At 39.7% G+C, this 24142-nt stretch carries 22 protein-coding genes; 16 read left to right on the top strand and 6 right to left on the bottom strand.

The window, feature by feature from the left end:
* Positions 1-33: 33 nt before the first annotated feature.
* The 3 genes from kduD (at position 34) to WAX86_RS18865 (ending at position 2641) form a co-directional block, all read left to right on the top strand.
* Positions 34-792 carry a 2-dehydro-3-deoxy-D-gluconate 5-dehydrogenase KduD gene (gene kduD / locus WAX86_RS18875; protein WP_237035601.1) on the top strand — a complete coding sequence of 253 codons (759 nt, stop codon included), beginning with the start codon at positions 34-36 and terminating at the stop codon, positions 790-792.
* Positions 793-809: 17 nt separating this feature from the next.
* Positions 810-1853, top strand: coding sequence for a glycoside hydrolase family 105 protein (locus WAX86_RS18870; protein ID WP_115426268.1), 1044 nt, complete (start codon positions 810-812; stop codon positions 1851-1853).
* 68 nt (positions 1854-1921) lie between these two features.
* Positions 1922-2641: a carbohydrate-binding family 9-like protein gene (locus WAX86_RS18865; RefSeq protein ID WP_176848727.1), complete on the top strand. Its 720-nt coding sequence runs from the start codon at positions 1922-1924 to the stop codon at positions 2639-2641.
* Between the two features lie 57 nt (positions 2642-2698).
* Here WAX86_RS18865 and WAX86_RS18860 read toward each other — a convergent pair whose 3' ends face one another.
* The 4 genes from WAX86_RS18860 to WAX86_RS18845 form a co-directional block, all read right to left on the bottom strand.
* Positions 2699-3382, bottom strand: coding sequence for a Crp/Fnr family transcriptional regulator (locus tag WAX86_RS18860; protein WP_068947224.1), 684 nt, complete (start codon positions 3380-3382; stop codon positions 2699-2701).
* A 126-nt stretch (positions 3383-3508) separates the two neighbouring features.
* The gene (locus WAX86_RS18855; RefSeq protein ID WP_341489483.1) at positions 3509-4246 is read right to left on the bottom strand and encodes a nucleoside phosphorylase; all 738 of its coding nucleotides are present in this window, start codon (positions 4244-4246) and stop codon (positions 3509-3511) included.
* Complete coding sequence (gene pnuC / locus WAX86_RS18850; RefSeq protein WP_341489482.1) at positions 4243-4974, bottom strand: nicotinamide riboside transporter PnuC; 732 nt, start codon at positions 4972-4974, stop codon at positions 4243-4245. The genes WAX86_RS18855 and pnuC overlap by 4 nt, the downstream gene beginning before the upstream one ends.
* A gap of 196 nt (positions 4975-5170) precedes the next feature.
* The gene (locus tag WAX86_RS18845) at positions 5171-5824 is read right to left on the bottom strand and encodes a GntR family transcriptional regulator (RefSeq protein ID WP_158134550.1); all 654 of its coding nucleotides are present in this window, start codon (positions 5822-5824) and stop codon (positions 5171-5173) included.
* A 153-nt stretch (positions 5825-5977) separates the two neighbouring features.
* On the opposite strand from WAX86_RS18845, the gene WAX86_RS18840 reads away from it, so the two are divergent.
* From WAX86_RS18840 to WAX86_RS18820, 5 genes are all read left to right on the top strand, one after another.
* A complete protein-coding gene (locus WAX86_RS18840; RefSeq protein WP_036765864.1) occupies positions 5978-6307 on the top strand; it encodes a UxaA family hydrolase in 330 nt (109 codons plus the stop codon).
* A complete protein-coding gene (locus WAX86_RS18835) occupies positions 6307-7482 on the top strand; it encodes a UxaA family hydrolase (RefSeq protein WP_237030356.1) in 1176 nt (391 codons plus the stop codon). Before WAX86_RS18840 ends, WAX86_RS18835 begins: the two co-directional genes overlap by 1 nt.
* A 50-nt stretch (positions 7483-7532) precedes the next feature.
* Positions 7533-8489, top strand: a complete 957-nt coding sequence (locus tag WAX86_RS18830) for a DMT family transporter (RefSeq protein WP_065171242.1) — start codon at positions 7533-7535, stop codon at positions 8487-8489.
* A 97-nt stretch (positions 8490-8586) separates the two neighbouring features.
* Entirely contained in the window at positions 8587-9729 is a 1143-nt protein-coding gene (locus tag WAX86_RS18825; RefSeq protein WP_065171243.1) for a mandelate racemase/muconate lactonizing enzyme family protein, read from the top strand.
* Positions 9730-9750: 21 nt separating this feature from the next.
* Positions 9751-10131 (top strand): polysaccharide lyase beta-sandwich domain-containing protein, encoded by a 381-nt coding sequence (locus WAX86_RS18820; protein WP_341489481.1) that lies wholly within the window; start codon positions 9751-9753, stop codon positions 10129-10131.
* Positions 10132-10170: 39 nt separating this feature from the next.
* Here the strand turns inward: WAX86_RS18820 and WAX86_RS18815 are convergent, their stop codons facing one another.
* Positions 10171-10725, bottom strand: a complete 555-nt coding sequence (locus WAX86_RS18815; protein ID WP_065171245.1) for a manganese efflux pump — start codon at positions 10723-10725, stop codon at positions 10171-10173.
* Between the two features lie 134 nt (positions 10726-10859).
* Positions 10860-13940, bottom strand: a complete 3081-nt coding sequence (locus WAX86_RS18810; RefSeq protein ID WP_341489480.1) for a chondroitinase family polysaccharide lyase — start codon at positions 13938-13940, stop codon at positions 10860-10862.
* Between the two features lie 259 nt (positions 13941-14199).
* Between WAX86_RS18810 and WAX86_RS18805 the strand changes: the two genes are divergently transcribed.
* The 8 genes from WAX86_RS18805 to WAX86_RS18770 all read left to right on the top strand — a co-directional run bounded on the left by WAX86_RS18805 (position 14200) and on the right by WAX86_RS18770 (position 24120).
* The gene (locus tag WAX86_RS18805) at positions 14200-15453 is read left to right on the top strand and encodes an anaerobic sulfatase maturase (protein ID WP_341489479.1); all 1254 of its coding nucleotides are present in this window, start codon (positions 14200-14202) and stop codon (positions 15451-15453) included.
* 70 nt (positions 15454-15523) lie between these two features.
* Positions 15524-17155 (top strand): sulfatase, encoded by a 1632-nt coding sequence (locus tag WAX86_RS18800; RefSeq protein WP_005306120.1) that lies wholly within the window; start codon positions 15524-15526, stop codon positions 17153-17155.
* Positions 17156-17344: 189 nt separating this feature from the next.
* A complete protein-coding gene (locus WAX86_RS18795; RefSeq protein ID WP_341489478.1) occupies positions 17345-18883 on the top strand; it encodes a DUF2264 domain-containing protein in 1539 nt (512 codons plus the stop codon).
* 280 nt (positions 18884-19163) lie between these two features.
* Positions 19164-20018: a tagatose bisphosphate family class II aldolase gene (locus WAX86_RS18790; RefSeq protein ID WP_065171248.1), complete on the top strand. Its 855-nt coding sequence runs from the start codon at positions 19164-19166 to the stop codon at positions 20016-20018.
* 145 nt (positions 20019-20163) lie between these two features.
* Complete coding sequence (locus WAX86_RS18785) at positions 20164-21138, top strand: sugar kinase (protein WP_238055925.1); 975 nt, start codon at positions 20164-20166, stop codon at positions 21136-21138.
* Positions 21131-21763 carry a bifunctional 4-hydroxy-2-oxoglutarate aldolase/2-dehydro-3-deoxy-phosphogluconate aldolase gene (locus tag WAX86_RS18780; protein ID WP_005306107.1) on the top strand — a complete coding sequence of 211 codons (633 nt, stop codon included), beginning with the start codon at positions 21131-21133 and terminating at the stop codon, positions 21761-21763. The genes WAX86_RS18785 and WAX86_RS18780 overlap by 8 nt, the downstream gene beginning before the upstream one ends.
* Before the next feature lie 9 nt (positions 21764-21772).
* Positions 21773-22351, top strand: a complete 579-nt coding sequence (locus tag WAX86_RS18775) for a DJ-1/PfpI family protein (protein ID WP_341489477.1) — start codon at positions 21773-21775, stop codon at positions 22349-22351.
* A gap of 233 nt (positions 22352-22584) precedes the next feature.
* Positions 22585-24120 carry an outer membrane protein transport protein gene (locus WAX86_RS18770; RefSeq protein ID WP_176848734.1) on the top strand — a complete coding sequence of 512 codons (1536 nt, stop codon included), beginning with the start codon at positions 22585-22587 and terminating at the stop codon, positions 24118-24120.
* Positions 24121-24142 lie beyond the last annotated feature (22 nt).

The following is a 24142-nucleotide window of genomic DNA, read 5'->3' as shown; positions in this document are numbered from 1 at the left end:
GACGGGCTTGGCTATCTTTATTAAGGACAAAATATGAATAATCTATTTGATTTAACAGGAAAAGTTGCCATCGTTACTGGGTGTAATACGGGTTTAGGTCAAGGTATGGCTTTAGGACTTGCAAAAGCGGGGGCAGATATTGTTGGTGTAGGTCATCAAGCCGCACCGGAAACCCAACAGCAAGTAGAAGCAATGGGGCGTAAATTTCATTACATTACCGCCAATCTAATGGCCCAAGATCATTTAGAGCAAATTGTCGCTGAAGCCGTTGAAATCATGGGACATGTGGATGTACTGGTTAATAACGCAGGCATTATCCGTCGCCAAGATATTTTAGAGTTTTCTGAGCAAGATTGGGATGATGTGATCAACATTAACCAAAAAACCCTATTTTTCCTTTCTCAAGCGGTGGCTAAGCAGTTTGTTAAGCAAGGTAACGGTGGCAAGATCATCAATATTGCTTCTATGCTCTCTTATCAAGGTGGTATTCGAGTGCCATCTTATACTGCAAGTAAATCGGCTGTCATGGGTCTGACTCGAGCTCTTGCTACAGAGCTTGCTGAGCATAATATCAATGTGAATGCAATTGCTCCTGGATATATGGCAACCGATAACACTGCAGCTCTTCGTGCTGATGAAGCTCGTAATGCCGCTATTTTAGAGCGTATTCCAGCTAACCGTTGGGGCTTGCCGTCTGATCTTGAAGGTCCTGCTGTCTTTCTAGCTTCTAGCGCCAGTGATTATGTGAATGGTTACACAATTGCCGTTGATGGTGGTTGGTTAGCCCGCTAATTTAAGGAGAATGTGTCATGGAAGCAAAAGCAAATATTCTCACTGCAATGAAGCGAGTTTACCAATATCAAGCGCAAAATCAGACTCGCAGTGTGGTACGCCGTAGTGGTAAAACTCGTTTTATTAAAGACACCGACTGGGAGCGCGGCGTTTTTTGGTCATGTGTAGCCGCAGCTTGGCAGGCAACTGACGATAATGACTATTTAGATGGGGTGATGAACTACACCTTACATACTGGTTTTCGACCAGGCCCTAATGGTCGTTTTGCCGATGATCATATTTGCTGTCAAGCCTATTTAGATGTTTATCCACTGATTAATAAAGAAGAAGCGCTTGAGCCGACCATTAAAGCTCTAGATCTTATGGTGAATGAGCCACAACCTGGTCGTCAAGATTGGTGGTGGTGCGACTCTTTATTTATGGCTCCTCCAAGTTTTGCCGCTCTGTCGCAAGCAACAGGTGACAGTAAATATTTAACATATATGAATACAGCATTTTGGGATGCGGTTGAGCATTTAAAAGATCCTGAAACGGGTCTGTTCTACCGTGACCATCGCTATATCCCTGATGGTAATGGCAGTGAATTGCGTGAAGCCAATGGAGAAAAAGTATTCTGGAGTCGTGGAATTGGTTGGGTATTAGCGGCAGTTCCTCGTTTAATGGCTCGTATGCCAGAAGACTTTGCGGATAAACCACGTTATTTAACCTTATTTACCGAGCTTGCAGCAGAAGTCATTAAGTATCAACAAGAAGATGGTTTCTGGCGTACCAGCTTATTGGATCCACAAAACTATCCAGCAAAAGAGAGTAGCGCAACGGCCCTATTTTGTTACGGTTTAGCATGGGGAGTTCGTACTGGCTTGTTAGATGAAGCGACTTACTTACCTGTTGTCGAAAAAGCGTGGGCAGCATTGGGTGAGTGTATTCATGATAATGGCATGATTGGTTGGGTTCAGCTACCTGCATTTAATCCGCGTGATGTGCAGTTTGAACACAATATCGATTATGGTGCTGGTGCGTTCTTATTAGCCGGTACCGAAGTGCTCCATCTTGCAAAATAAATAGATATGAATAGCTGGCTTCGGTCAGCTATTTTTTTGCTTTACGTTTTTCATATAAGGACATAACAATGAAATTGGCTCTACTAACGACCCTGGTTACTGCGACCTTATTTTCTGCAGCAACATACGCATCTGATAATAATAAAACCTATAGCGTGAACTTTACCGATAAAGCGCCAGTTATTGATGGGCAGCTTGATACTAATATTTGGGATAAGGCAGAAAACTTAACAGATTTCACTTTCCCTTGGCGTAAAGTGGCACCACCGAAAACTGAATTTAAAGCATTATGGGATCAAGATGCGCTGTATTTTATTTATACAGTCACAGATAAAAATGTCGCAATAGGAACAGATCCTGAGCGTGCCATTTTAGACTCGGATCGTGTTGAGATCTTCTTAGCCAAAGATACCGCGTTATCACACTATTACACGATGGAAATTGATCCGAAAGGGCGTGTTTTTAGTGCAAAAGCGAGCTTTGATATGAAAACCCAAAAGCGAGCATCTTTAGATAGTCAGTGGCGCTGGCCTGGACTTGAAACAAAAGCAGTATTGACTGATATGGGCTACCAAGTTGAGGGTAAGTTACCGCTGGCTACGCTATCACAACTTGAATTGTGGCAAGATAAATCTCAAAGTGAACTACTATGTGCATTAATGCGCGCTGAGTTTACTCAACAAGATGGCCAATTAGATATGGGATGGATGACATGGGTGGATCCTAAGACACCAAAACCAAATTTCCATAACCCACAGACATTTGGTTCTTGTAAGTTAGTGAAGTAATCCACCTCTTACTATTAAAATGAATATAAAATGTCAGAATAGTTGCTACTCTGACATTTATTCGAGCTCATCAAGATATTGTTTTAATCCCTCTCGATTAATAATAATTAATTCTCCATTTTTTTGCTTGGTTACAAGCCCTTGTTCAATTAACGTTTTTAAGGCACGACGATAAACTCTACTTGATGTGCCAAAACGCTCGGCTTCTTGATCGATTCGATTAAAACGGCCTAGCATTTGAGTATTATCTTTATGGTGCAGAAGATCATACGCAATATTGTAGGTTATAGGATGGAGTAGGCGATTAGTATAAATATCGAGGGAGTCTTGGTAATCAACCGCTAAAGCTGTCGCAAAAAAGAGAGTATATTGCGGCTGTTCAATGAGCAATTGTTCTACTTTTCTTGCATCCAATACATCTATTTCTAGTGTTTCTCCTGCAATAACAGACCATTGGCAAAGTGTTTTTGTAAATAACTCCATTTCCCCAAAAATTTGATAGCTGCATTCCAATTCACCGAGTTGGAAACGTCGACCATTTATAGCGCTAATATGCATGGATACTCGACCAGCAGGGACAATGAAAAGTTGGTTAACTGTCTGACCTTGCTCTAATATTGCATCATTTTGCTGTAATCGTTGAGTTCCTATTAAACAAGAATACATCGCTTGACGAAACTCTAAATAGTGGCTTTGTAGGTAAGGAGAAAAACGGGTTGTGATATATGGTGTAAGCTGCATGATGATTATTCGATACTATTTTTAGTATTTTCAGCCAAGATACCGCGTTTGATTACGAATGGGTAGCCCCATAAAAGTGAAATCGGCCAGTTGATGAGACTGACCGATAAAGGGGTGATACTCGAATTATTGCTCAATAAGATGAAAGACAGAGAGTGCTGTTTTGGCTGCTAAATGTTCTCCTTGCATCATAGTGTCTGCTTCATCAACATAAGCAGTCACACCCTCAGTTACATCTTGTTGATAGAGTACAACATTATTAAGGATTGAAGCCGTTTTCAGCTGGCGAAGACGACCAATAGTCAAAAGAGCTGAAGTTTCCATATCGGCTCCTAACACCCCTTTTTTATGCCAGTATTGACAAATTTGTTGTTCTGCATCGGTGTAAAAGCTGTCATGTGAACGAATAATTCCGCTATGGTACTTGGCTTGCTGCTGATGTAGATATTGACCAATCAGATAGTTTAGCTGTTGATCAGCTACTGCTGGATACTCAGTTTCTACATATGCTTTTGAACCGCCTTCGCTTCGAACTGCACCTTCTGCAACGATCAATTCACCTAATCCGATATCTGGTTGTAGTGCGCCAGCTGAACCGACACGAATAATATATTGTGCGCCACACTGTCTAAGTTCTTCAAGAGCAATTAATAGTGAAGGCGCACCAATACCAGTACTGCATAGTGTAATTGGCGTTTGCTTAAAAAAACCATTGATAAGTCGGTACTCTCTATTTTCCGCGATCACTTGCCAGTCAGTAAGGAGCTGCTCTGCAATTCGATTGACTCGATTGGGCTCACCACAAACCACAATATATTTGGCAATTTGACCTGGCTCAATTAATAAGTGGGGTTGTTTGCTCATGCGATTGCCTTTTGAGTGTTAGGTTTATTTTTCTTTGCAATCTCAATCCAACAGCGGGCACCATTCGCTGCGACAAAGAGTAAAATGGCGTATTCAATCGAAAGCGCATACACACCTTGAGCAGCATATAAGCCAATGCTGATGATGTTAATAATTACCCAAAGAATCCAGTTTTCAACATATTTACGAGTCATCAATATTTGAGCCACAATAGACAGTACCGTCATACTTGCATCCCAAAAAGGAAAAGCGTCAGGCTGCAAACTTGGTGCAGCTAGATTGGCTCCAAATAGATTAAGAACATCGACTGAAATATTGGCTAAAGCAAAGAATACCGGATCGATATATACAGTTAAGAGTCCAATTGCAATAATGCTTATAGCTGTTGTAAGTACTAACTTTTCTTTACTTAACCAGCGAACTTCTAGGGTCTCTCCATTCTCACTGCTAGGTTGGGTCCACGCATACCAACCATAGATGTTGGCGCAAAAGAAGAAGACTTGCAGTAAGAGCAGTCCATACAATTGGATTTGGAAAAAGATAATACCAAATAAGGTAACGTTGATTAGGCCAAATAAGAAGTTAATTGTTTTCTCTTTACTGGCAAACCAGATACACAGTAAACCAAAGATGGTGCCAATGGCTTCAATCCATGACATTGCATAACCATCCCCTATGGGAAAATTAACTAATGTATTATTAATATCGAACCAAGCAAGAAAATCCATTTGGTATTCCTTTTATCGTGATTATTGGATTAATTCGTATTGTAAAAGGCATATAACGTCAAGGGGAGGACATATGTCCTATTCAAAGAGAGGCAGATCATAGTTTGGGGAATAATGGATATAAACCAAAAGCAACCTGCCAACTATTATCCAACATTGCATTGAAAGTGGCAGATTGCGTACAAATTAATTCAACTTAATTTGACTCGGTGTTATTTCTATTCAAATCAGTAAACGTCGTAATATTTTCTTTAGACTCAAGCCATGCTCGGTTCGCATCACCTGCAATAATGGCCTCAACAATACCATTATGACTGATACCACTTTGTGAGAGATCATAATCATGGTGAGTTAGCTTAATATAACTCTTTAGCTGATTTGAAATTTGTTCATATATCTTAATGAATTTATTGCTTTTACTGATTTCAACGACCTTACGATGAAGCTCAAAATCCTTTTCACATACCTCAATAATATCTAATGAATCATTGAGACAGAATTGGCAGAACTCCTGATAGATACGGCTTAATTCTTGTTTATCTTCTTCTGTTGCTCGCTCCGCAGCCATAACCGCGGCTTGTGATTCAATAGCAACTCGTAAATTATACAGTTCCCATAAATCATCTTGCGATAGGGTAAAGACATGCCAGCCTACATAAGGTTTCTGAACCACTAACCCTTCATGTGACAATGAGTTTAATGCCATGCGAACCGTACTGCGTGACAGCTCAAGATCTTTTGATAGCGTACTTTCGACAATCTTTTCGCCCATCGCTAACTGACCAGAAACGATCATATTTCTAATAAATTCAGTCGCTTGCTCTTCTAAACTCTGCTTATTTATCTTCATTTCCCTGACTCGCTTTAGTGCAAGTTTTTAAGTTGTTGAAAAATATAACACAAACTTGTGAAGCTTGTCATATTTTGTATTCTGTAGATCTGTATACTGCCGATTGTCGGACAATAGACAATTAACTAGTAACGATAAACCGAGAATATAACAATGAAAGCAATAAAACTTTCTCCTGCCGATAATGTGGCAACACTGCTTGGCGACGTGGCAAAAAATGAGTGGGTGGAAATTATTTCCGCTGATAATGAAGTTATTGCTGAGATTAAAGCTCTGCAAAAAATCCCCTTCGGTAACAAGATTGCGTTGTGTGATATCGCTCATGCAGAACATATCAATAAGTGCGGTCATTCGATCGGTAAGTCAATTATTGAAATTCCATTAGGACAGCTTGTTCATGTGCAAAATGTTCGTAGTGAACGTTTAGATATTCCGGAATCCATTATCGAAGAAATCATTAAACAAATGGGGATTGAGCAATAATGACTATGACTTTCAAAGGCTTTCCGCGTCCAAACGGTACATTTGGTATTCGTAATAATGTCATGATTGTTGCTATTGACGAGTGTTGTGAGGGCATCGCTCGTAATATCAGTAAAGAGATAGATGACTCTGTTGTAGTTACAAATCACTACACCTGTATGTATGGCGGTAACGAAGAAATGATCGATACCATTATTCATACAGCAACCAATCCCAATATTGCAGGCGTATTAGTAATTGCAATGGGATGCGGCTCAATTGATCCAGAAATGGTCGCAGAGCCTGTACGTAGAGAAGGGCTTCCTGTTCATACGTTAACCGTGATTAAAAATAAGGGCACGATCGAAACAATTAAAGATGGCCTTGTGTTAGCTAAAGAGTTAAAAGCTTATGCTGATAGCGTTGAACGTATAGATGCCCCAATTTCTGCTTTGCGCATCGGTATTAAATGTGGCGGTTCAGATACATCAAGTGGTTTGGCATCTAATCCATCTGTGGGTGCTGCATCCGATAAATTAGTGGATATGGGCGCAACAACAATGGCGGGTGAGTTATTAGAACTGCTAGGTTGTGAAGAGATCTTAAAAGCGCGTTCGGTAACATCAGAGGTTGGTCATAAAATTGAGCGCCTTATTGCTGAAGATCTTAAGCGTTGGCATGTTATTGAAGGCACCGAAACTATGTCTATTGGTAACAGCGTTGGCGGGTTAACCACGATCGATGAAAAATCACAAGGCGCAATGCATAAAACAGGTACTCAACCGATTCAAGATTGCCTTCGCATTAATCATATTCATCGTGAAAAACCAACAAAACCAGGATTTTATCTAACGGAAACAACAATGCTATGTGGTGGTGCTGCTATGCATTTTGCATCTTTAGGTTGTCAGTTAATTCTGTGGACTGCAGGCGCTGCTGGTTTTAATAACTCCATTGTGCCAGTGATTCGAGTTTCTGGTAATAGTGCTTTGATCACCGCTGATATGGATATCAATGCTTGCGGAATTATGGATGCAACAGACACCATTGATAATGTATCTAATAAAATCATTGATAAAGTTTTTGCTGTTGCTGATGGTTTGCCAACTAATTTAGAAGGGATCGGTTTTGCCTATGCCTCTTTATATCAAAAAGATCAGCGTTTAGAACATGTTATCGGTATCTGTCCTCAATAATCCTATTCCTTTAAAAAGGGGTAAGATGCCCCTAACGTGAGACTACAAAAATGAGTAAAACAGCTCCAAATAAATCATTAGGTCTGACTCTTGCGCTTGTTTGTGCCGCTTTGTGGGGAGCATCGTTCCCTTTAGGTGGAGTATTGGCTGGTAAACTTGATCCTGTTGTTTTAGCTATTGCTCGCTATGCAATTGCCACTTTATGTTTTGTGGCCGTATTTATTTTTTCGAAAAAGCACACTTTAAAGAAAATTCAAAGTAAGAAAGATGCCATTTTGTTGATGGCGGCTGGGATTTCCGCCCAAGCAGTCTTCTTCTATTTTACAATTCTCGCGTATGAATATACTTCATCGGGAGAGATCGGTGTGATAAATGGTATGGCTCCATTTTTAACAATGGCTGCTGTATTTGTTATCGATAAAATTAAACCATCAGCACCAAAAGTATTTGCGGTTGTTTTATCTTTAGTGGGGGCGGCTGTTATCGCTTATGACCCATCTAATAAGATTCAAGGTCTAAATTTGGGTCATTTATTTGCTCTCTGTGGTGTTTTAGGTTTTGTTACTTATAACTATATCTTGGGTAAATTTGGCTCAGATTTAAACTCTCGTTACGATCTGTATTCGAGCAGCTTCTACCAGTTTGCTTCAGCAACAGTAGCCCTGTTTATTTTGGCTATTGTCACTGGTGCAGATTTCAGTTCTGCTGCTGTGTTAGTGGAAAACGGTAAGAATTTAGGCAGTATTTTAGCATTAGGTTTGTTGTGTTCTGGTTTTGCTTACGCACTATGGGAGTTAGCAACACTAAAAACTCAAGATGCGGTTATTACAACAATGGCACTAAACGTATTACCTTTATTTGCAATGATTGTTGCCTACTTCTTATTGGGAGAAGTGATGACGCTGCAGAAATTAGCAGGTGTAGTTACAGTTGTGATTGCTCTATGTATTTATACGGTTGGTGACAAATTTAAGAAGAAGCCAACAGTTCATCAAGCAACAGTTTAATTTCTCCATCTTATAAGCTGCTAGCTTAAAAACTGGCAGCTTTTTTTATTAAATCTTATCTAAATTAAATTCTGATTGTCATCGATAGGGATATAAAATGCAGTTCAATGAAATAAAAATTACCGATATCGAAACTATTCATGTCCGTATTCCAGCCTTTGATGCTGAATGTGAATGGGGAGAAGATGCTGTTATTGTTAAGGTCCATACAAATGCAGGTATTGTTGGGGTTGGTGAGGCTGACTCATCACCGTTAGTCGTAAAAGCTGCAATTGAAGCGCCTCAAACTAACTTTTATTGCAATGGACTTAAGCGTTCTTTAATTGGAGAAAACCCATTAGAAATTGAACGCTTATGGAACAAAATGTACTACGAATCTAATTATTTAGGTCGTCGTGGCGCTGGTATTCACGCCATATCAGCTATCGATATTGCGCTATGGGATATTGCAGCCCAGTTTTATCAAGTGCCATTGCATATTCTACTTGGTGGTAAATACCGTGAAAAAATTCGTTGTTATGGTACGTTTATTCCTGCAGACAAACCTGAAGATAATATTGCAATTGTCGAGCAGTTGTTGGCTCAAGGTTTTTCTTCTATTAAGTTTGGCGGAGGTATTTTAGGTGATCATCCAGATACCGATTATGCGATCATAAAAACCGTTTGCGACACCGCTCGTCGGATTAATCCTGATTGTGAAGTGCAAATTGATCTCGCTTCAAAATGGCGCACATGTGGTCATTCAGCAGATATGGCTAAGCGTTTAGAAACATTTAATTTAAATTGGATTGAAGAGCCAGTTTTGGCTGATTGCCTTGAAAGTTATAATAAATTGTCTCGTTTAACATCACAGAAAATTGCAGGTGGTGAATCGTTAACAACGCGCTACGAGTTTGCTGAATTTTTAGAAAAGTCGGGTGCTGATATCGTACAACCTGATATTACTCGATGTGGTGGTATTACTGAAATGCTCAAAATCTACGATATGGCTCAGATGAAAGGTGTACAATTAATTCCTCATGGTTTTAGTACCGGGATTTTACTTGCGGCCTCAGTTCATTTTCTTGCTTCTCGTGAATATGGTACTTTAATGGAGTATTCACAAAGCACCAGTCCTCTGTTTACCTCATTAGTAAAAAATCAATTGCAATTTAACGATGGGTTTGTTGCTGTACCAAATACCGTAGGATTAGGCGTTGAACTTGATGAAGCATTAATTGCGAAATATCGAGTTGATTAATTTGTATAGATAAGGGGTCTAATGGCCTCTTTTCGATTTATATTCGTAGACATTTTCGAATGTGATTCTCTAGCAGAATATCTTGATGAGAACCCAATAAAGATCATAATACAAGATGATAATGTGATTGCGGCTAATATTTGGCAACAGCAGAAAGTTGAGCTTACTCGCCATATATCTGCGATAGGTAAGATGGCGATACTTGTGCAAAAAGAAGAGGGCACTAAACGTATCTCGGTAAGTGACCCATTACAAAATCAAACTACAGTAGAGCTAGAATTTAAAAAGCCTATCAAGATTAGGTCAGACCCAGATCAAAGACTGCAAATAAGTGGACAGAAGATCCTTACGATAGATGTAACTAATTTAAAAGGGAATAGTTACCAATTCATCGCTAAGTAGTCGGTGTGTTATGGAGCGAAATGAATCTTTCGCTCCTTTTTATAATGCGTAGATAAAAGATAGAAGCCCTAAAATTACAAGTAATAGTCCTGATACTAAATCGTTATATCTGCCTAGAAGTCGACCGATTATGTGATTACCCAGATGATTACCTAAGTAGATGAGTAGAATACTGGTTATGAAGGTCAGGACAGTAATTAAGGTAATATTTAAACGAGAAACACTGCCTAAAATCCCAACACCAATATTATTGATAGAGAGCAATATTCCCAGAATAATAGCGCCTTTAATCCCTAATTCTTTGGTATCGTTTTTTTGAGTCTTTTTTTTATTTGAGAAGCTATTTCCAATAGACCATATTCCAAGTCCAATAAAAATGATTGAGCCGATATCCGAAGATTCTTGATGTGATATGAGGTGCGTTAACCATTGACCTAAAATCATAGAAAGATAAGTAACAACGGCGGTAATAGTGGCAATAATGGTATTAGATAGTAAAGATATTTGTTTATGTTTAACTCCATAAGAGAAACCAATAACAAAGTTATCTAAATTAGATGATAAGCTAAAAAGTAAAGCAAGTAGAAAGGTCATAATATAAAGCCTAAAAATTGCTTTATAGATTTTTTATCAATAAGTTACGAGTGGTTTTATTGCAGGATTATATTTCATTTATTGAAGATAGCCAGCAAGCAACTGGCTATCTTAGTATCACAATTAAAGATGTATTATTTTGCGATTAAACCGAACTGTAGCACTTCAGCATCCGTTGTTGTCGTTGTGACTTTGGTATTTTCACCATCGATACTGGTTTGTACCTTGTCTGATGGGCCGGTTAGTTGCCAATGCCCTTTTACGGTAAAAATACTCGTGACAGGTTGTGATAAATCATAACGCCATGGTCTGCTGTAGATACTCACTTCAACTTGATCGCCATTTTCATCAATTTGATCTGGGTCTTGTCCTTTGTAAAAAGCAAAGTCAGGATTAACGATACTTAAAGCCAATTCATTTCCTTGCTGATTAGGCTTGGCGATAATTTGCATTGGTGTTTCTGCCGATACAACGTGAGTATTACTGGTAACTTGAGCAGGAGCAAAGAATGCATAGGCTTCGATCCCATCTTTTTCAACGGCATGAAGATTAATATCTTGCTGTAATACGTGATATTTTGGTTTTATCGCTTCAGTACCATCTATAGTAATCGCGTATTCATAACCTCGATTTTTTGCTTGAATGCCATGCTCGATCACAGCAGAAGCAAAATTACCTGCTGTGACTTTACCGTCATCCTCATCATTGGAGGTTTGAGTTTGATAGCTAATGTTAAGTGGTTGCTCATTGGTTGCTGAAATAAAATAGTAGTTATGAGCAGGATCTTGCAGAGTAATTTCTCCAGATAAAGAGTCAGCATAGCCAAGATTGCTAATAGGAGTACCATTCACTTCGATTGGTTTTAGCGATGAAACCGAGTGTTGGAATAAGGTTGTTTCTACAGGATATTGGGGATCATCACTGTTGATATTAGATCCTAGGGCAATCACATTATTATCAAAAATGAAGTAGGATTTATTGGCAGTAAAACCTTGTTGTTGATATTTCTTATGCCCTTGTAGTTTCATTGCAAACATTGCCATGTGATCGTCAAGGCGATTTGCTCCCGAATAAGCTTCAGTGGAGAGCAACATTTCTTCAATACCGGCTCCTGGTAATTGGTTTAATACGGCTTTCAGTTTGTCGTTAGGTAAATGAATCGTTGTGGTACCTGGATAGCGATTCCAGTCCCAACCATCGTGACTAAATGCACGCAGAGAATAATCGGCAGGAGTAATTTCTAACTGACCATATTGGAGATAACGGCCGTATAGATTATTTGCCGCATAGGTTTCATTTCCGACTAAATAACGGCTAAATCCTCTTGCTGTGGCGAGCCAAGACTTTTGTGTATCACTGTGACTTGAGCCTCGAACTACAGCCATTGAGGCATAATTCATTGCCCAGCTGCCGACAGGCTCATTTTCAGCTTTAATTCCTTCAAATTCAGTTTTATTTGTCAGGTTAGCAAATGCAGCTGCAAGCTCTGGATCAATTAGATGAGTTTGATCGGGGGAGCCAGCTAAAGCCAACCACTTAAATGGGGTTGCAGTAATCTTTTGTTTACCATCAGGATGGCGTCCACTCAACACAATTGGGGTATTGGTCTCTTTGGTGTAGATACGCATCTTAAGTAAGGCATCTTTAATTCTACTATGAGCTTGTTGTGTGATCTGATAAGGGCTGTTACTGAGTCCGAAAACGGCTCCGGCTAAGCCACTGAAAGCATCTTTGCCATATGCAGGGTAATGCTGAGAGTGGTGAAATATACTGCCGTCAGGCTTAAACCCACCACCAAGTCCATCTGATGCGAGTAGTGTTTTACTCAACCACGTTTGTAGTTGTTGAAGCATGTCGTGACGTTCGGACGAGTTAGGAAGTAAGAGAAAGCTTTTTATCATCCATTGCAGCTGAGTATTTAAAATATCAACATTTGAAGCTGTAATATCTTGGTCTGTTTCATAAATTCGACCTGTGGCATTAAACCACATCATAGATTGTTGAGCTGATTGTAATAGGTGATGTTGTGCCAACAATTGTCGAGCAATAAATAAGGCATCGAAATATTCGCGAGTCTGGTAGCCAACATGAGTAATAACTTGCAAACCGGATCCACCTTGCCATCCTTGATCAAATGAATAAGAGACTGCATTGATAAATGCTTTTTCTAAAGCGGCTCGATTGGTATTGGAAAGAGATTCACTGCGAAGGAGTTTGGCGCTTTCTAACAATATTTTACCAAGGTCTCGAATATTAGCGGTATCGGTTACCATGGCCAAAGTAGCATCATCTAAAATGCCTGTTTTTAGATAATTTTGACGTTTAGGATGGTCGAGCGGTTTCCCTTGCCAGCTACCATCTGTATTTTGAGTTAATGCAAATTTTTGATAGCTTGCGAGATTTTTATCGATTTGCTGCTGGGTAATGGTTGTTTGTGGGTTAACAGCAAGATATTGATCAAATTGCTGATACAAGTTGGCAGTATCGCCAGATGTATCATCAAATGGGACAGTAAAATCAAATGTTGCATGATGTTCTTTTAACATCTCGTCATACATCATCAACGCTGTCCAGTTTTTACTCGCCATATCAACAACGGTTGGATTTACAAAAGGCTGTTGATAATCAGCGGTTGGCCAACGGTTATCTACAGGCACTGACATCATCATTTGGTCAAAGTAAATCGTTCCACTTGCTTGCGGTGCAATAATACGGAGTCGATTCATATTGGCGTTAGCTTGTCCTTGCATGTCTCTATATGGCACGGCAATTCCTCGCCAACCTTTGAAGTTTAATTGGTAATGGAATTTGGCTTGAGTGGAGTCATCCGTTCCAAATTCAAAAAGCAAACTATCATCAATTGGCTTTTCGTTGTAAATCCATGCAGTGAATGTTTGAGGGGTAATTGCATTTTCTTTTTCAGGGCTATATCCAATGGCTTGATGAAAAGTCAGCATAGTTGTTGGGTCAAACTGCCAACGCAGAGATTGAGCGCCGTCTTTATAGTGTCGATTGGTTACAGCTAATGACTGAGCTGATGTTGTTGTAATTGCTTGTGGTACATCTTGTTCAAAGAAGTACATGTAGCCACCAGGCTCTAGTTGTGCTCCTTTTCCATCTACATTTGGAGAGTTTTGAATACTTTCGTTATTACATCCAGCCAGCGCTAAAGAAAGACTGATTGTTAAGATTGAAGGGAGAAGGGGATGTTTCATTGTCGTTTAACCTTTTGTTATATTATTTGAGTGCGAAAGGTTAATGAAAGATTGTTGATTAAAAAATGATCCAGATCGAATTGTTTAGCTCATATTTGCTTTCGGTTTATTTTGTTTTTGGTGATTGAAGCAAGATCACAAAAGAAAATGGCGTTTAATCTTTCATTTGTTTTTGTTCTTGTGATCTTAATCTCTTTGTTGTTTCGTTTGTTTTCGTATTATGTGCCGGTCTTAATAACGAAATATGCAAGGAATGAGCATGGCAACAGCACGCTTTCACATGATGGCAAAACCAACGAGCTATCGCTGTAATTTAAAATGTGAATACTGCTTCTATCTTGAAAAAGAGGAGATATTAGGAGATTCACAGTCATCTGAATGCGTTAGTGCGACATCAAAGCAACCAGATGTAATGCCTGATCCTGTGCTAAAGCGTTACGTTCGAGATTACATTGCTTCTCAAGATGCAGATCAAATAGATTTTTCATGGCAAGGAGGGGAGCCAACACTCGCTGGCTTGGATTTCTATCGCCAAGTGGTGAAGTATCAACGTCAGTATGCAAATGGTAAAACCATCACCAACAGTTTTCAAACTAACGCGGTTGCTATCAATAAACAATGGGCGCAATTTTTTGCTGAACATCAATTTCTGATTGGTGTATCTATTGATGGTACCCCCGATATTCATGATAAATACCGCATATCTGTTAATGGTAAACCAACTTTCGAACGTGTGAAACGTGCTATTGAATTGCTGCTTGAATACCAAGTAGAGTTTAATGTTCTTACTGTGATTAATGATCAGAATTGGGATAAAGGTGCGCAAACCTACCAGTTCTTAAAATCACTAGGGGCTCGCCACCTGCAATTTATTCCAATTGTTGAAGTGGAAGGTTCAGCAACGACCTCGACTCGTCATTACGCTCCAGAAAAAAATAATAACGTCACGCATTTTTCTGTTCCTGCTCATGGCTATGGTCAGTTTATGACTGAAGTGTTTGAAGAGTGGTTAAAAGAAGATGTTGGCACCGTATATGTGCGTATGTTCGATAGCATTTTAGCTACTTGGCTTGGTTATCCCGCCTCTGTTTGTGTTCAATCCAAAAACTGTGGTCAAGCTATGGTAATTGAAGCAAATGGTGATGTGTATTCTTGCGATCACTATGTTTATCCAGCGAACCGATTAGGCAATGTTGCTGAACTGTCGTTAACTAAAATGGCAACGAGCAAACAGCAACAACGCTTTGGTAATGCTAAATCGACCAAATTAACAGATCAATGCCAATCTTGCGAAGTACACGGCTTGTGTTATGGCGGGTGTCCTAAGCCTCGCATTGTTCATCAAGAAGGGCAAAAACATAAACAAAACTATTTGTGCCCGTCATATCAAAAAATTTTCCGTCATACCGCGCCTGCCATGCATTTAATGAGTCAAGCCATTCGTCAAGGGGGCACGGCCGCCGACGCCTTACCTATGATTGCTCATGCTCGCGGTCAACATGCTTTTGCGTAATACCCATTAGGCAATAAATAAAAACGATATTAGTACAACTATGAATAACGATTGAGACAAGGAGTTAACAATGAATCTGTCCTCGACTAAGAAGACAGTGGTTGCCAGTTTAGTTGCCGCAGCATGTGTTGCAGCACCGGTTACCACCTATGCGGCAAAACAAGCTGAACAACCAAATGTATTATTGGTGATCATGGATGACCTAGGTACGGGCCAGCTCGATTTTGCTTTAGACAGCTTAGATAAAACAGAATTAGCAAAACGCCCAGTACCGGCTCGTTATCAAGGCGATCTGGATAAAATGATTGATGCGGCACATCGAGCAATGCCTAATGTGGCTAAATTGGCACAAAATGGCGTTAAGATGACCAATGCATTTGTGGCTCATCCTGTGTGTGGTCCATCTCGTGCTGGTATCTTTACAGGCCGTTATCCAACCAGTTTTGGTACTTACAGTAATGACGATGCGTTGCAAGGTGTGCCTCTTGATATCAAATTACTGCCTGCATTATTCCAAGAAAATGGTTACCGTACCGCCAATATTGGTAAGTGGCACAATGCGAAGATCGCAAGTAAAGATAAAGTAGCAGAAGATGCCCGTACCCGCGATTACCACGATATTCAGATTCCGGTGATCGGTAAAGGATTTGGTCCTGAAGAGCGTGGATTTGATTATTCATACAGTTTCTATGCTTCTGGTGCTGCGTTATGGAATTCCCCTGCGATTTATCAAAATGGCAAGAACATTCCAGCGCCTGGTTATCTAACTCATAATCTCACCAATGAAGCGCTTAAATTTATTGAAGATAGTGGCGATAAACCATTTTTCATTAACTTAGCTTATAGTGTGCCACACATTCCACTAGAGCAAGCATCACCTGCTAAGTACATGGATCGTTTTAATACAGGAAATGTAGAAGCCGATAAATATTTTGCGGCAATTAACGCAGCCGATGAAGGTCTTGGTCAGATCATGGCACTGTTGAAGCAAAAAGGTGAGCTTGATAATACGCTGATTTTCTTCCTATCTGATAATGGTGCTGTTCATGAGTCACCAATGCCAATGAACGGTATGGACAGAGGCTTTAAAGGCCAAATGTATAATGGTGGAGTGCGTGTACCATTTGTCGCTGCTTGGCCAAATCACATTCCTGCTGGTGGAAAGAGTGATACGCTAATCTCGGCTCTTGATATCTTACCAACCGCATTAAAGGCCGCTGGTATCTCGATTCCTCAAGATATGAAGGTTGACGGTCAAGATATTATGCCTGTCCTTGCAGGTAAAGCTGAGCAGTCACCACACAAATATATTTACTGGGCAGGTCCTGGCGCTAAGCATTACAGTGAAGAAAATGATCCATTTTGGTATGGCTATTGGAAATGGATTACATACGAAAGCGATACTATTCCATCTAACCCTAATTTAGAAAAGCTCTCTAAAGGCTCATGGGCAATTCGAGATCAAGATTGGGCTCTGTATTTTTATGATGATGGTTCTAATAAAGTGAAATTATTTAACGATAAATTAGATCCTTCTGAATCTAAAGACTTAGCTCAGAAATACCCAGAAAAAGTAGTTGAAATGAAAAATGCTTTTTATGACTGGATCAAAGATAAGCCAAAGCCTGTGGCATGGGGTCAAGACCGCTATCATGTTCTTACTGAGTCGGCAAAACCAGCACCTAAATTAGCCCAAAACTGATAATCCTATTTTTAAGATTGTAAGCCACGTATGAAGTGACCGCAAATAGTGAACATTTCAGCTACGTGGCTTTATTTATTTTCATTTACGAATTATCAAATCGATTTTTTTATTATATGAATTAACGAGTTGCTTTGATAATACCAATCAGTTCCTTGGTTGGTTTAAACGTCATGATAGGGAAGAAAAATGACAACGAAAACACCTCAGACGCCAACCTCAGCCCCAAAAGCTGAGACTAAATCACATATTGATTCGATTAAGCATATTACTGCAACAGAACGACCAATAGTTCCATATGAGCACCCAGATGCAAAGATGTATTGGCACCTGTTCAAGCAGCGTTTAGTTCGGTTAAAAGTGAAAAAGCCACGTTACGCAAAGCATGACCACCATATTCAGCAGCTTTTCCAGCAAGAACAAGATCTACGCGTATTATGCGACAGTTTAAGCCAATATGTGACCGAAGCGTTTTGTCATTACAGTGTATGGGACCACTCACACGCTTATTACCCTGGCCGTCCTAGTCAGCAAAGTGCTCGTACCGATGCTGTAGAAGGGGTAAGTCGTGTGTTACCAACTCTTGCCGCTTGGCTTCATTTTAGCAATCAAACTCAGATGACAACTTTAGATGGTCAATCGGTTGATATTGCATCGTTGCTATCTCAAGCTTTTTTAGCGGGCACAAATCCAACCCATCCAGGTTATTGGGGGACGTTACATAACTGCGATCAACGTATTTGTGAATCAGCTGATTTGGCTTTGGCTTTATGGTTATCAAAAGAGTGGGTATGGCAACACTATAGTACGTCTGAGCAGCAGCAGATAGTACAGTGGTTTAAGCAGGTTAATTCGTTAATTACAGTTGATAATAATTGGCATTTATTTCCATTAACGGTACAGGTGGTTTTAAAAGCTTTAACGGGCGAAGATCTGGTTGATCATGATAAGTATGAGCGGATCAAAGTCTTTTACGTTGGAGATGGCTGGTTCCGTGATGGCGCAAAAGGTAATTATGATTACTACAATGCTTGGGGGTTCCATTACTCTTTATATTGGCTAGATCAGATAGACCCAAGCTTTGACCCCGATTTTATTCGCCAATCATTAAGTGATTTTGTTGCTGGATACCGCTATTTCTTTACGCCGCAAGGACTGCCTTTTTTTGGTCGCAGTGCGTGTTACCGTTTAGCTGCAGCTGCCCCGTTATTAATGGCGATTGATCAAAATAGTTCTGCTCTTTCTGTGGGAGAGGCGAAACGAGCATTTAGGCTTAACCTAACGTATTTTGTGGGTAATGGCGCGATGCAATACGGTGCACCAACACAAGGTTTGTTCCAAGATGACGGCCGTTTGGTCGATAATTACAGTGGGCCTGCAAGCAGCTTTTGGTCTTTACGGGCTCTAAATATTGCTCTATTTATGGGGAATCGTTGTGATTTATGGCACGCGAAAGAAACCCCATTGATGATAGAACAACAAGGATATGATTTTGATATTCCTGCCATTCAAGCCAATATTAAAGGAGTTTTCGAAACGAAAGAGATTGTAGTGACATTCCAACATGAATATACCGAGCAGCAAACTCCTCTTTCTCGCCGCTTAGAATCACAATCATATCTCAATAAAGCTCTTGAATTAGTCTTGGGGCGAGCCGAACGACCAAAAAATAATTTATTACGCAAAGGGATCACCAGCTATAGTTCGAAAATGTCCCATTTCTTTTAAATTTTAAAGATTGTCTTATTAATAGCCGAAGCTCATAACTATCAAGATAGGCGTTTCGGCTTTATTCACTGTGTTTTTATTCCTCTTTTTTGTTTATTCATCGGTATAACCAATAATTTATTGTGAAAGCGCATCAGTCGAAATTATTCGAAAGTACTTTTCTTTTTCTTTTCTTGTTTATTTTCGATTTGAAAGTGTATCTGTGATCAAGATCTTTTTATTTATCTTTGTTTTCGAATAGTATCTTTATCGAAAGTTAACGAAGGATTTGAGGTTTTCTATGTTTTTGGTTTCATCTCGCGAAATGCTGCACAAGGCGCAAATGGGTGGCTATGCTGTTCCTGCGTTCAATATTCATAATTTAGAGACAGTGCAGGTAGTGGTAGAGACTGCTGCCGAGATGCGCTCTCCTGTGATCTTAGCGGGTACGCCTGGCACTTTTACTTATGCTGGGACTGATTATCTTGTTGGAATTTGTAAGGAAGCGGCGAAGCGTTATGAAATGCCTATTGCGCTTCATCTTGACCACCATGAATCTTTTACTGATATTCGCCAAAAAGTGGAAGCTGGCATTAAGTCAGCCATGATTGATGGGTCTCACCACAGTTTTGAAGAAAATATAGCGCTAACTCGTCAAGTTGTTGAATTTTGTCACCGTTGGGACTGTTCAGTTGAAGCTGAATTAGGCCGCCTTGGTGGTCAAGAAGATGATTTGATTGTTGATGCGAAAGACGCTTTGTATACCGATCCTGATGCAGCAGTGGAGTTCATCCGTTCAACTGGGATTGATTCTCTCGCAATTGCAATTGGTACGGCTCACGGCATGTATAAAGAAGAGCCGCGTTTAGACTTTGACCGCTTAGGCATTATCCGCAGTAAAACTGACACTCCGTTGGTTCTGCATGGTGCATCTGGTGTGCCTGATGCTGATGTTCGACGTTGCATTGATTTAGGTATCACCAAAGTTAATGTCGCGACAGAACTTAAAATTGCGTTTTCTGATGCGGTAAAACAATACTTTATTGAAAATCCTAATGCGAATGATCCTCGTCATTACATCATCCCTGGCAAAAATGCGATGAAGCAAGTTGTTATGGATAAAATCCGAGTTTGTGGTAGCGAAGGTCGATTATAAATTTTTGAGTATCTCTCCCCCCTAATTGGTTCTAAACCAAAGGTACTCATATTAATTGATGCTCTTTTGAGCCCGTTATTAGCTATGTTTGGCGTCTCCCATAACGGTTAAACATAGCTTTTTTATTTTCGTATTGGAGAGATTGATGGAACAACTCCCGTCATTATCTAAAAAAATCGCCATCATTGGTGAGTGCATGATTGAGCTCAGTGGCCAACCCTTTGCACAACAAGAGCAAAATTTTGGTGGTGATACGTTAAATACGGCGATTTATTTATCTCGTTTATTACCGCGTTTGGCTCCTGCTTATATTACCGCTTTAGGTCTTGATAACTATAGCCATTACATGGTTGATGCATGGCAAAAAGAAGGCATTAATTGCGATTATGTATTGCGAGAAACTCGTAAATTGCCGGGTATGTATGCCATCGAAATTGATCCTAATGGCGAAAGAAGTTTTCACTATTGGCGTAATGACTCTGCTGCTCGTCAAATGTGTGATCATCCTCAGTTTCGTACCGCTATCGACTACATGAAAAGCTGCGATCTTGTTTATTTATCTGGGATTTCTTTAGCTATTTTACCTGATCACGGCAAGATTAAATTATTAGAAGCTTTAGCAGAAATTCGTTCTTGCGGCGTTAAAATCGCTATCGACTCTAATTATCGTCCTCGTTTATGGCGCAGCAGAATGAATGCTAAAGAGTGGATGATGCAGCTTTATAGTTTGGCTGATCTGGCTTTAGTAACCGCAGAAGATGAAGATCTACTGCATGGTTCGGTCAATAGTTTACCTTCAGTCATTGCCAAACGTCTACAAGGGCAAGGTGTCGAGCAAGTTGTCGTTAAAATGGGTAAAGAGGGCGCTCAATGGTTTGAGCTAGGTCAGTCTGGTGTTGTTGCTGGTAACCAAGTTGATAACGTTATTGATACCACGGCTGCCGGTGATTCGTTTAATGCTGCTTATTTAGCTTCGTGGGCCTTGGGCATGTCAATGAGCGAAAGCTGCCATTGGGGTAATCAGCTAGCAGCGCAAGTAATTCAGCATAAAGGGGCTGTTATTCCAACAGCTTACACTCGTTATTTAACAGAATTGATGGACGTTAATTATGATGACTAAAGAATGGCTAATGAAGTTACGTGACTTAAAAGTGATGCCTGTAATTCAGATTGATAATGCAGATGATGCAGTACCATTAGCTAAAGTCCTTATTGATAATGGTCTCCCTGCTGCTGAAATTACGTTTAGAACAGCCGCAGCAGCGGAGTCAATTCGTCGTATTCGTGCTGAGTTTCCTGATATTGTTCTTTGTGCCGGAACGGTGTTAACCAAGGAACAAGCTGATGAAGCTACTGCTGCAGGGGCCGACTTTGTTATTAGTCCTGGGTTTAATCCAACTACAGTAAAATACTGCATTGAAAATAATATTAAGATGATCCCTGGCGTTAATAACCCAAGCCTTGTTGAACAGGCTCTTGAGTTGGGTGTTACAGCCTTAAAATTTTTCCCTGCAGAAGCATCTGGCGGTATTAATATGCTGAAATCATTAACTGGGCCATACAGTCAGATTCAGTTAATGCCTACAGGTGGAGTGAATCCAAAGAATTTATTAGATTATTTGGCTATCTCTCAAGTCATTGCTTGTGGTGGAACTTGGATTGCACCAACCGCTGCAATTAATGCCCATGATTGGGATTTGATTGCGCATAATGTGCGTGAAGCAGTAAAACTGACTCAACAATAGGAGAGGATAATGTCTGAGACTAAACGCGTTGCAGTCTTACTTGCTGATGGTTTTGAAGAAGGGGAGGCGGTTGTTTTTATTGATATTATGCGTCGACTTGATATTGAAGTAGATGTCTTATCATGCATGGAAACAACAGCATTAAATACTTATTTTAAAACTAAGATCACTGCTGACTACACACTTATTGCAAAGTTTGATGAGACCTATGACGCAGTAATGATGCCGGGAGGCCCTCAAGGTACTGATAATCTCACTGCAAATACCAGTGTGATTGCATTTTTGAAGCGTCATATTGATGCTAACAAATACATCTGTGCTTTATGTTCATCTGGAGCAAAAGTATTAGCCGCTCATCATTTATTACAAGGCCGTCCTTATACTACAGGTGATAAACTTGCCGATAAGTTTGATGATGGCGATTTTCGTATTCAGAAAGTAGTTGTGGCCGATAACTTTATTACAGGACGTGGTTTAGGCGTCAGTTTTGAGTTCGCTTTTACTGTCGCTAAGTATTTACTATCTGATAATCAGGAAAAAGTAGATTGGCAGGCTAATCATATTTATTTTGAACATTGGCCTTTGTAATATTTCGCTATTACACATAGCCGATAGTGATTGCTATCGGCTTTTTTATATTTAATTATTTGTAATTGAACAAGCCATATATTTTTATTTTGTATATTATTACTGGTCTAATGACTTATTGTTTAATCGTTTCTTTATAATCCCGATTCATTTAGCTTTTAATATATATGAATAAATTAATTTCATATAAAAGTTAACTCTAATAAATCAATAAATAATTAAATATAAACACAATGAATAAGAAGCTATTATTACTTCCGTCTGTTATTTCATTTATCGTAAGTGGTACTGCAACTGCTGGTGGATTTCAAGTTAATGAACATTCTGCAACCGGTTTAGGCCGTGCATTTGCAGGTGAAGCTGTTATTGCTGATAACGCCTCAGTGCTTGCTCGAAACCCTGCCGCTATGGCGATGTTTAAGCGTCCTGCGATGTCTGTTGGTATGACGATTATCGATACTGATGTCACGGTTAAAAATGCTCAATATCAAGCACCAGGTGCTAATATCAATGCTAACTTTGATAAAGAGTCCATTTTTCATTTTGATGGTTTTGCTGGCTTTCCTGGGATTGACCAAGATTGTAAAGGTCAGTTATGCAAGCGAATGGCAGCGACTGCAATCAATGGTTTTTTAGAAAAGCATGGATTAGAAACTAAAATAGCTTGGCAAGATATTCCAGATCATATTTCTGTTCCACAGCTGCCTGCTATTCCTGAATTTGATATTTATGTACCTAAATATGATTCGGTCGATATATTACCTAATACAACTTTTACGCCAATTGCTGATGTATCTGATATCGGACCAACAGAAATTGTACCAAACTTTTATTATATTCGACCAATTAATGATAAATGGGCTGTAGGTATTGCTGCATTTTCAAACTTTGGTACAGGTACCGAATTTAAGAGTAATTATCCGGCTTCTATCTTTGGTGGTAAAACTCAAGTTAAGAGCATGAATTTAGGTTTAAGCGCTTCTTATCGTATTAATCAATATTTAAGTTTAGGAGCGGGTTTAGACATCATTTATGGGGTAGGTGAACTCTATCGTGATGCCGGTTTCGATGCTTCATTATCCGCATCATATAATGATAAACACTATAATTTAGGCAAGCATCACTTTGGCGCAAATGTGATTGATATTGATGCTTCGGGTGTTGCATTTGGTTGGAACGTTGGTGCGGTATACGAGTTAAACGCTAACCATCGTTTTGGTGTTAGCTACCGACATAGTCCAGATCTTAAAGCTAAGGGCGATGTAATGATCGCAGGTAAAGATCATGATGAGATTACCGTTCCTTTGCCTGATATTGCTGAGTTCTCTGGTTATCATCTTTTAACTGATAAATTTGCTATGCACTACAGTGTTCAGTGGATTGGGTGGCGTGATTTTGACCAAGTATCATCAAAAGATTTAGCGATCAAAGAATATGAATGGAAGAATTCATGGCATTACGCTTTAGGTGGTACTTACTATCTAAATGATACATGGACACTACGTGCTGGTTATATGTTTGATAAGAGTCCTGTTGATGAGCTTAAATCCATTTCGATTCCTGACTCAGATCGTCAATGGTATTCGGCAGGTGTAACCTATCATTATACGCCAAATGCAAGCTTTGATTTTGGTGCTGCTTATGTTCGTGGTGAGGATGTAAATGTAACGGAATACTTATCGCCTGAAATGCCTGAATTGGGGGCAATCAGTGCTGTTACTCGCGCAAATGCGTTCTTAATGGGTGTTCAGTTTAGTTATCTCTTTTAACTAAATAGAAAAGAATATAAAA

Source organism: Photobacterium damselae subsp. damselae (genome assembly GCF_038086725.1).
In the GTDB taxonomy this organism is placed as follows: domain Bacteria; phylum Pseudomonadota; class Gammaproteobacteria; order Enterobacterales; family Vibrionaceae; genus Photobacterium; species Photobacterium damselae.
Note: the sequence above shows the minus strand (reverse complement) of the source record. Positions and strands in the feature narration are given on the sequence as shown.

Excerpts from the sequence above, each read along its gene's own strand:
- kduD (WP_237035601.1), top strand. The coding sequence starts at position 34 with ATGAATAATCTATTTGATTTAACAGGAAAAGTTGCCATCGTTACTGGG.
- WAX86_RS18870 (WP_115426268.1), top strand. The coding sequence starts at position 810 with ATGGAAGCAAAAGCAAATATTCTCACTGCAATGAAGCGAGTTTACCAA.
- WAX86_RS18865 (WP_176848727.1), top strand. The coding sequence starts at position 1,922 with ATGAAATTGGCTCTACTAACGACCCTGGTTACTGCGACCTTATTTTCT.
- WAX86_RS18860 (WP_068947224.1), bottom strand. The coding sequence starts at position 3,382 with ATGCAGCTTACACCATATATCACAACCCGTTTTTCTCCTTACCTACAA.
- WAX86_RS18855 (WP_341489483.1), bottom strand. The coding sequence starts at position 4,246 with ATGAGCAAACAACCCCACTTATTAATTGAGCCAGGTCAAATTGCCAAA.
- pnuC (WP_341489482.1), bottom strand. The coding sequence starts at position 4,974 with ATGGATTTTCTTGCTTGGTTCGATATTAATAATACATTAGTTAATTTT.
- WAX86_RS18845 (WP_158134550.1), bottom strand. The coding sequence starts at position 5,824 with ATGAAGATAAATAAGCAGAGTTTAGAAGAGCAAGCGACTGAATTTATT.
- WAX86_RS18840 (WP_036765864.1), top strand. The coding sequence starts at position 5,978 with ATGAAAGCAATAAAACTTTCTCCTGCCGATAATGTGGCAACACTGCTT.
- WAX86_RS18835 (WP_237030356.1), top strand. The coding sequence starts at position 6,307 with ATGACTATGACTTTCAAAGGCTTTCCGCGTCCAAACGGTACATTTGGT.
- WAX86_RS18830 (WP_065171242.1), top strand. The coding sequence starts at position 7,533 with ATGAGTAAAACAGCTCCAAATAAATCATTAGGTCTGACTCTTGCGCTT.
- WAX86_RS18825 (WP_065171243.1), top strand. The coding sequence starts at position 8,587 with ATGCAGTTCAATGAAATAAAAATTACCGATATCGAAACTATTCATGTC.
- WAX86_RS18820 (WP_341489481.1), top strand. The coding sequence starts at position 9,751 with ATGGCCTCTTTTCGATTTATATTCGTAGACATTTTCGAATGTGATTCT.
- WAX86_RS18815 (WP_065171245.1), bottom strand. The coding sequence starts at position 10,725 with ATGACCTTTCTACTTGCTTTACTTTTTAGCTTATCATCTAATTTAGAT.
- WAX86_RS18810 (WP_341489480.1), bottom strand. The coding sequence starts at position 13,940 with ATGAAACATCCCCTTCTCCCTTCAATCTTAACAATCAGTCTTTCTTTA.
- WAX86_RS18805 (WP_341489479.1), top strand. The coding sequence starts at position 14,200 with ATGGCAACAGCACGCTTTCACATGATGGCAAAACCAACGAGCTATCGC.
- WAX86_RS18800 (WP_005306120.1), top strand. The coding sequence starts at position 15,524 with ATGAATCTGTCCTCGACTAAGAAGACAGTGGTTGCCAGTTTAGTTGCC.
- WAX86_RS18795 (WP_341489478.1), top strand. The coding sequence starts at position 17,345 with ATGACAACGAAAACACCTCAGACGCCAACCTCAGCCCCAAAAGCTGAG.
- WAX86_RS18790 (WP_065171248.1), top strand. The coding sequence starts at position 19,164 with ATGTTTTTGGTTTCATCTCGCGAAATGCTGCACAAGGCGCAAATGGGT.
- WAX86_RS18785 (WP_238055925.1), top strand. The coding sequence starts at position 20,164 with ATGGAACAACTCCCGTCATTATCTAAAAAAATCGCCATCATTGGTGAG.
- WAX86_RS18780 (WP_005306107.1), top strand. The coding sequence starts at position 21,131 with ATGACTAAAGAATGGCTAATGAAGTTACGTGACTTAAAAGTGATGCCT.
- WAX86_RS18775 (WP_341489477.1), top strand. The coding sequence starts at position 21,773 with ATGTCTGAGACTAAACGCGTTGCAGTCTTACTTGCTGATGGTTTTGAA.
- WAX86_RS18770 (WP_176848734.1), top strand. The coding sequence starts at position 22,585 with ATGAATAAGAAGCTATTATTACTTCCGTCTGTTATTTCATTTATCGTA.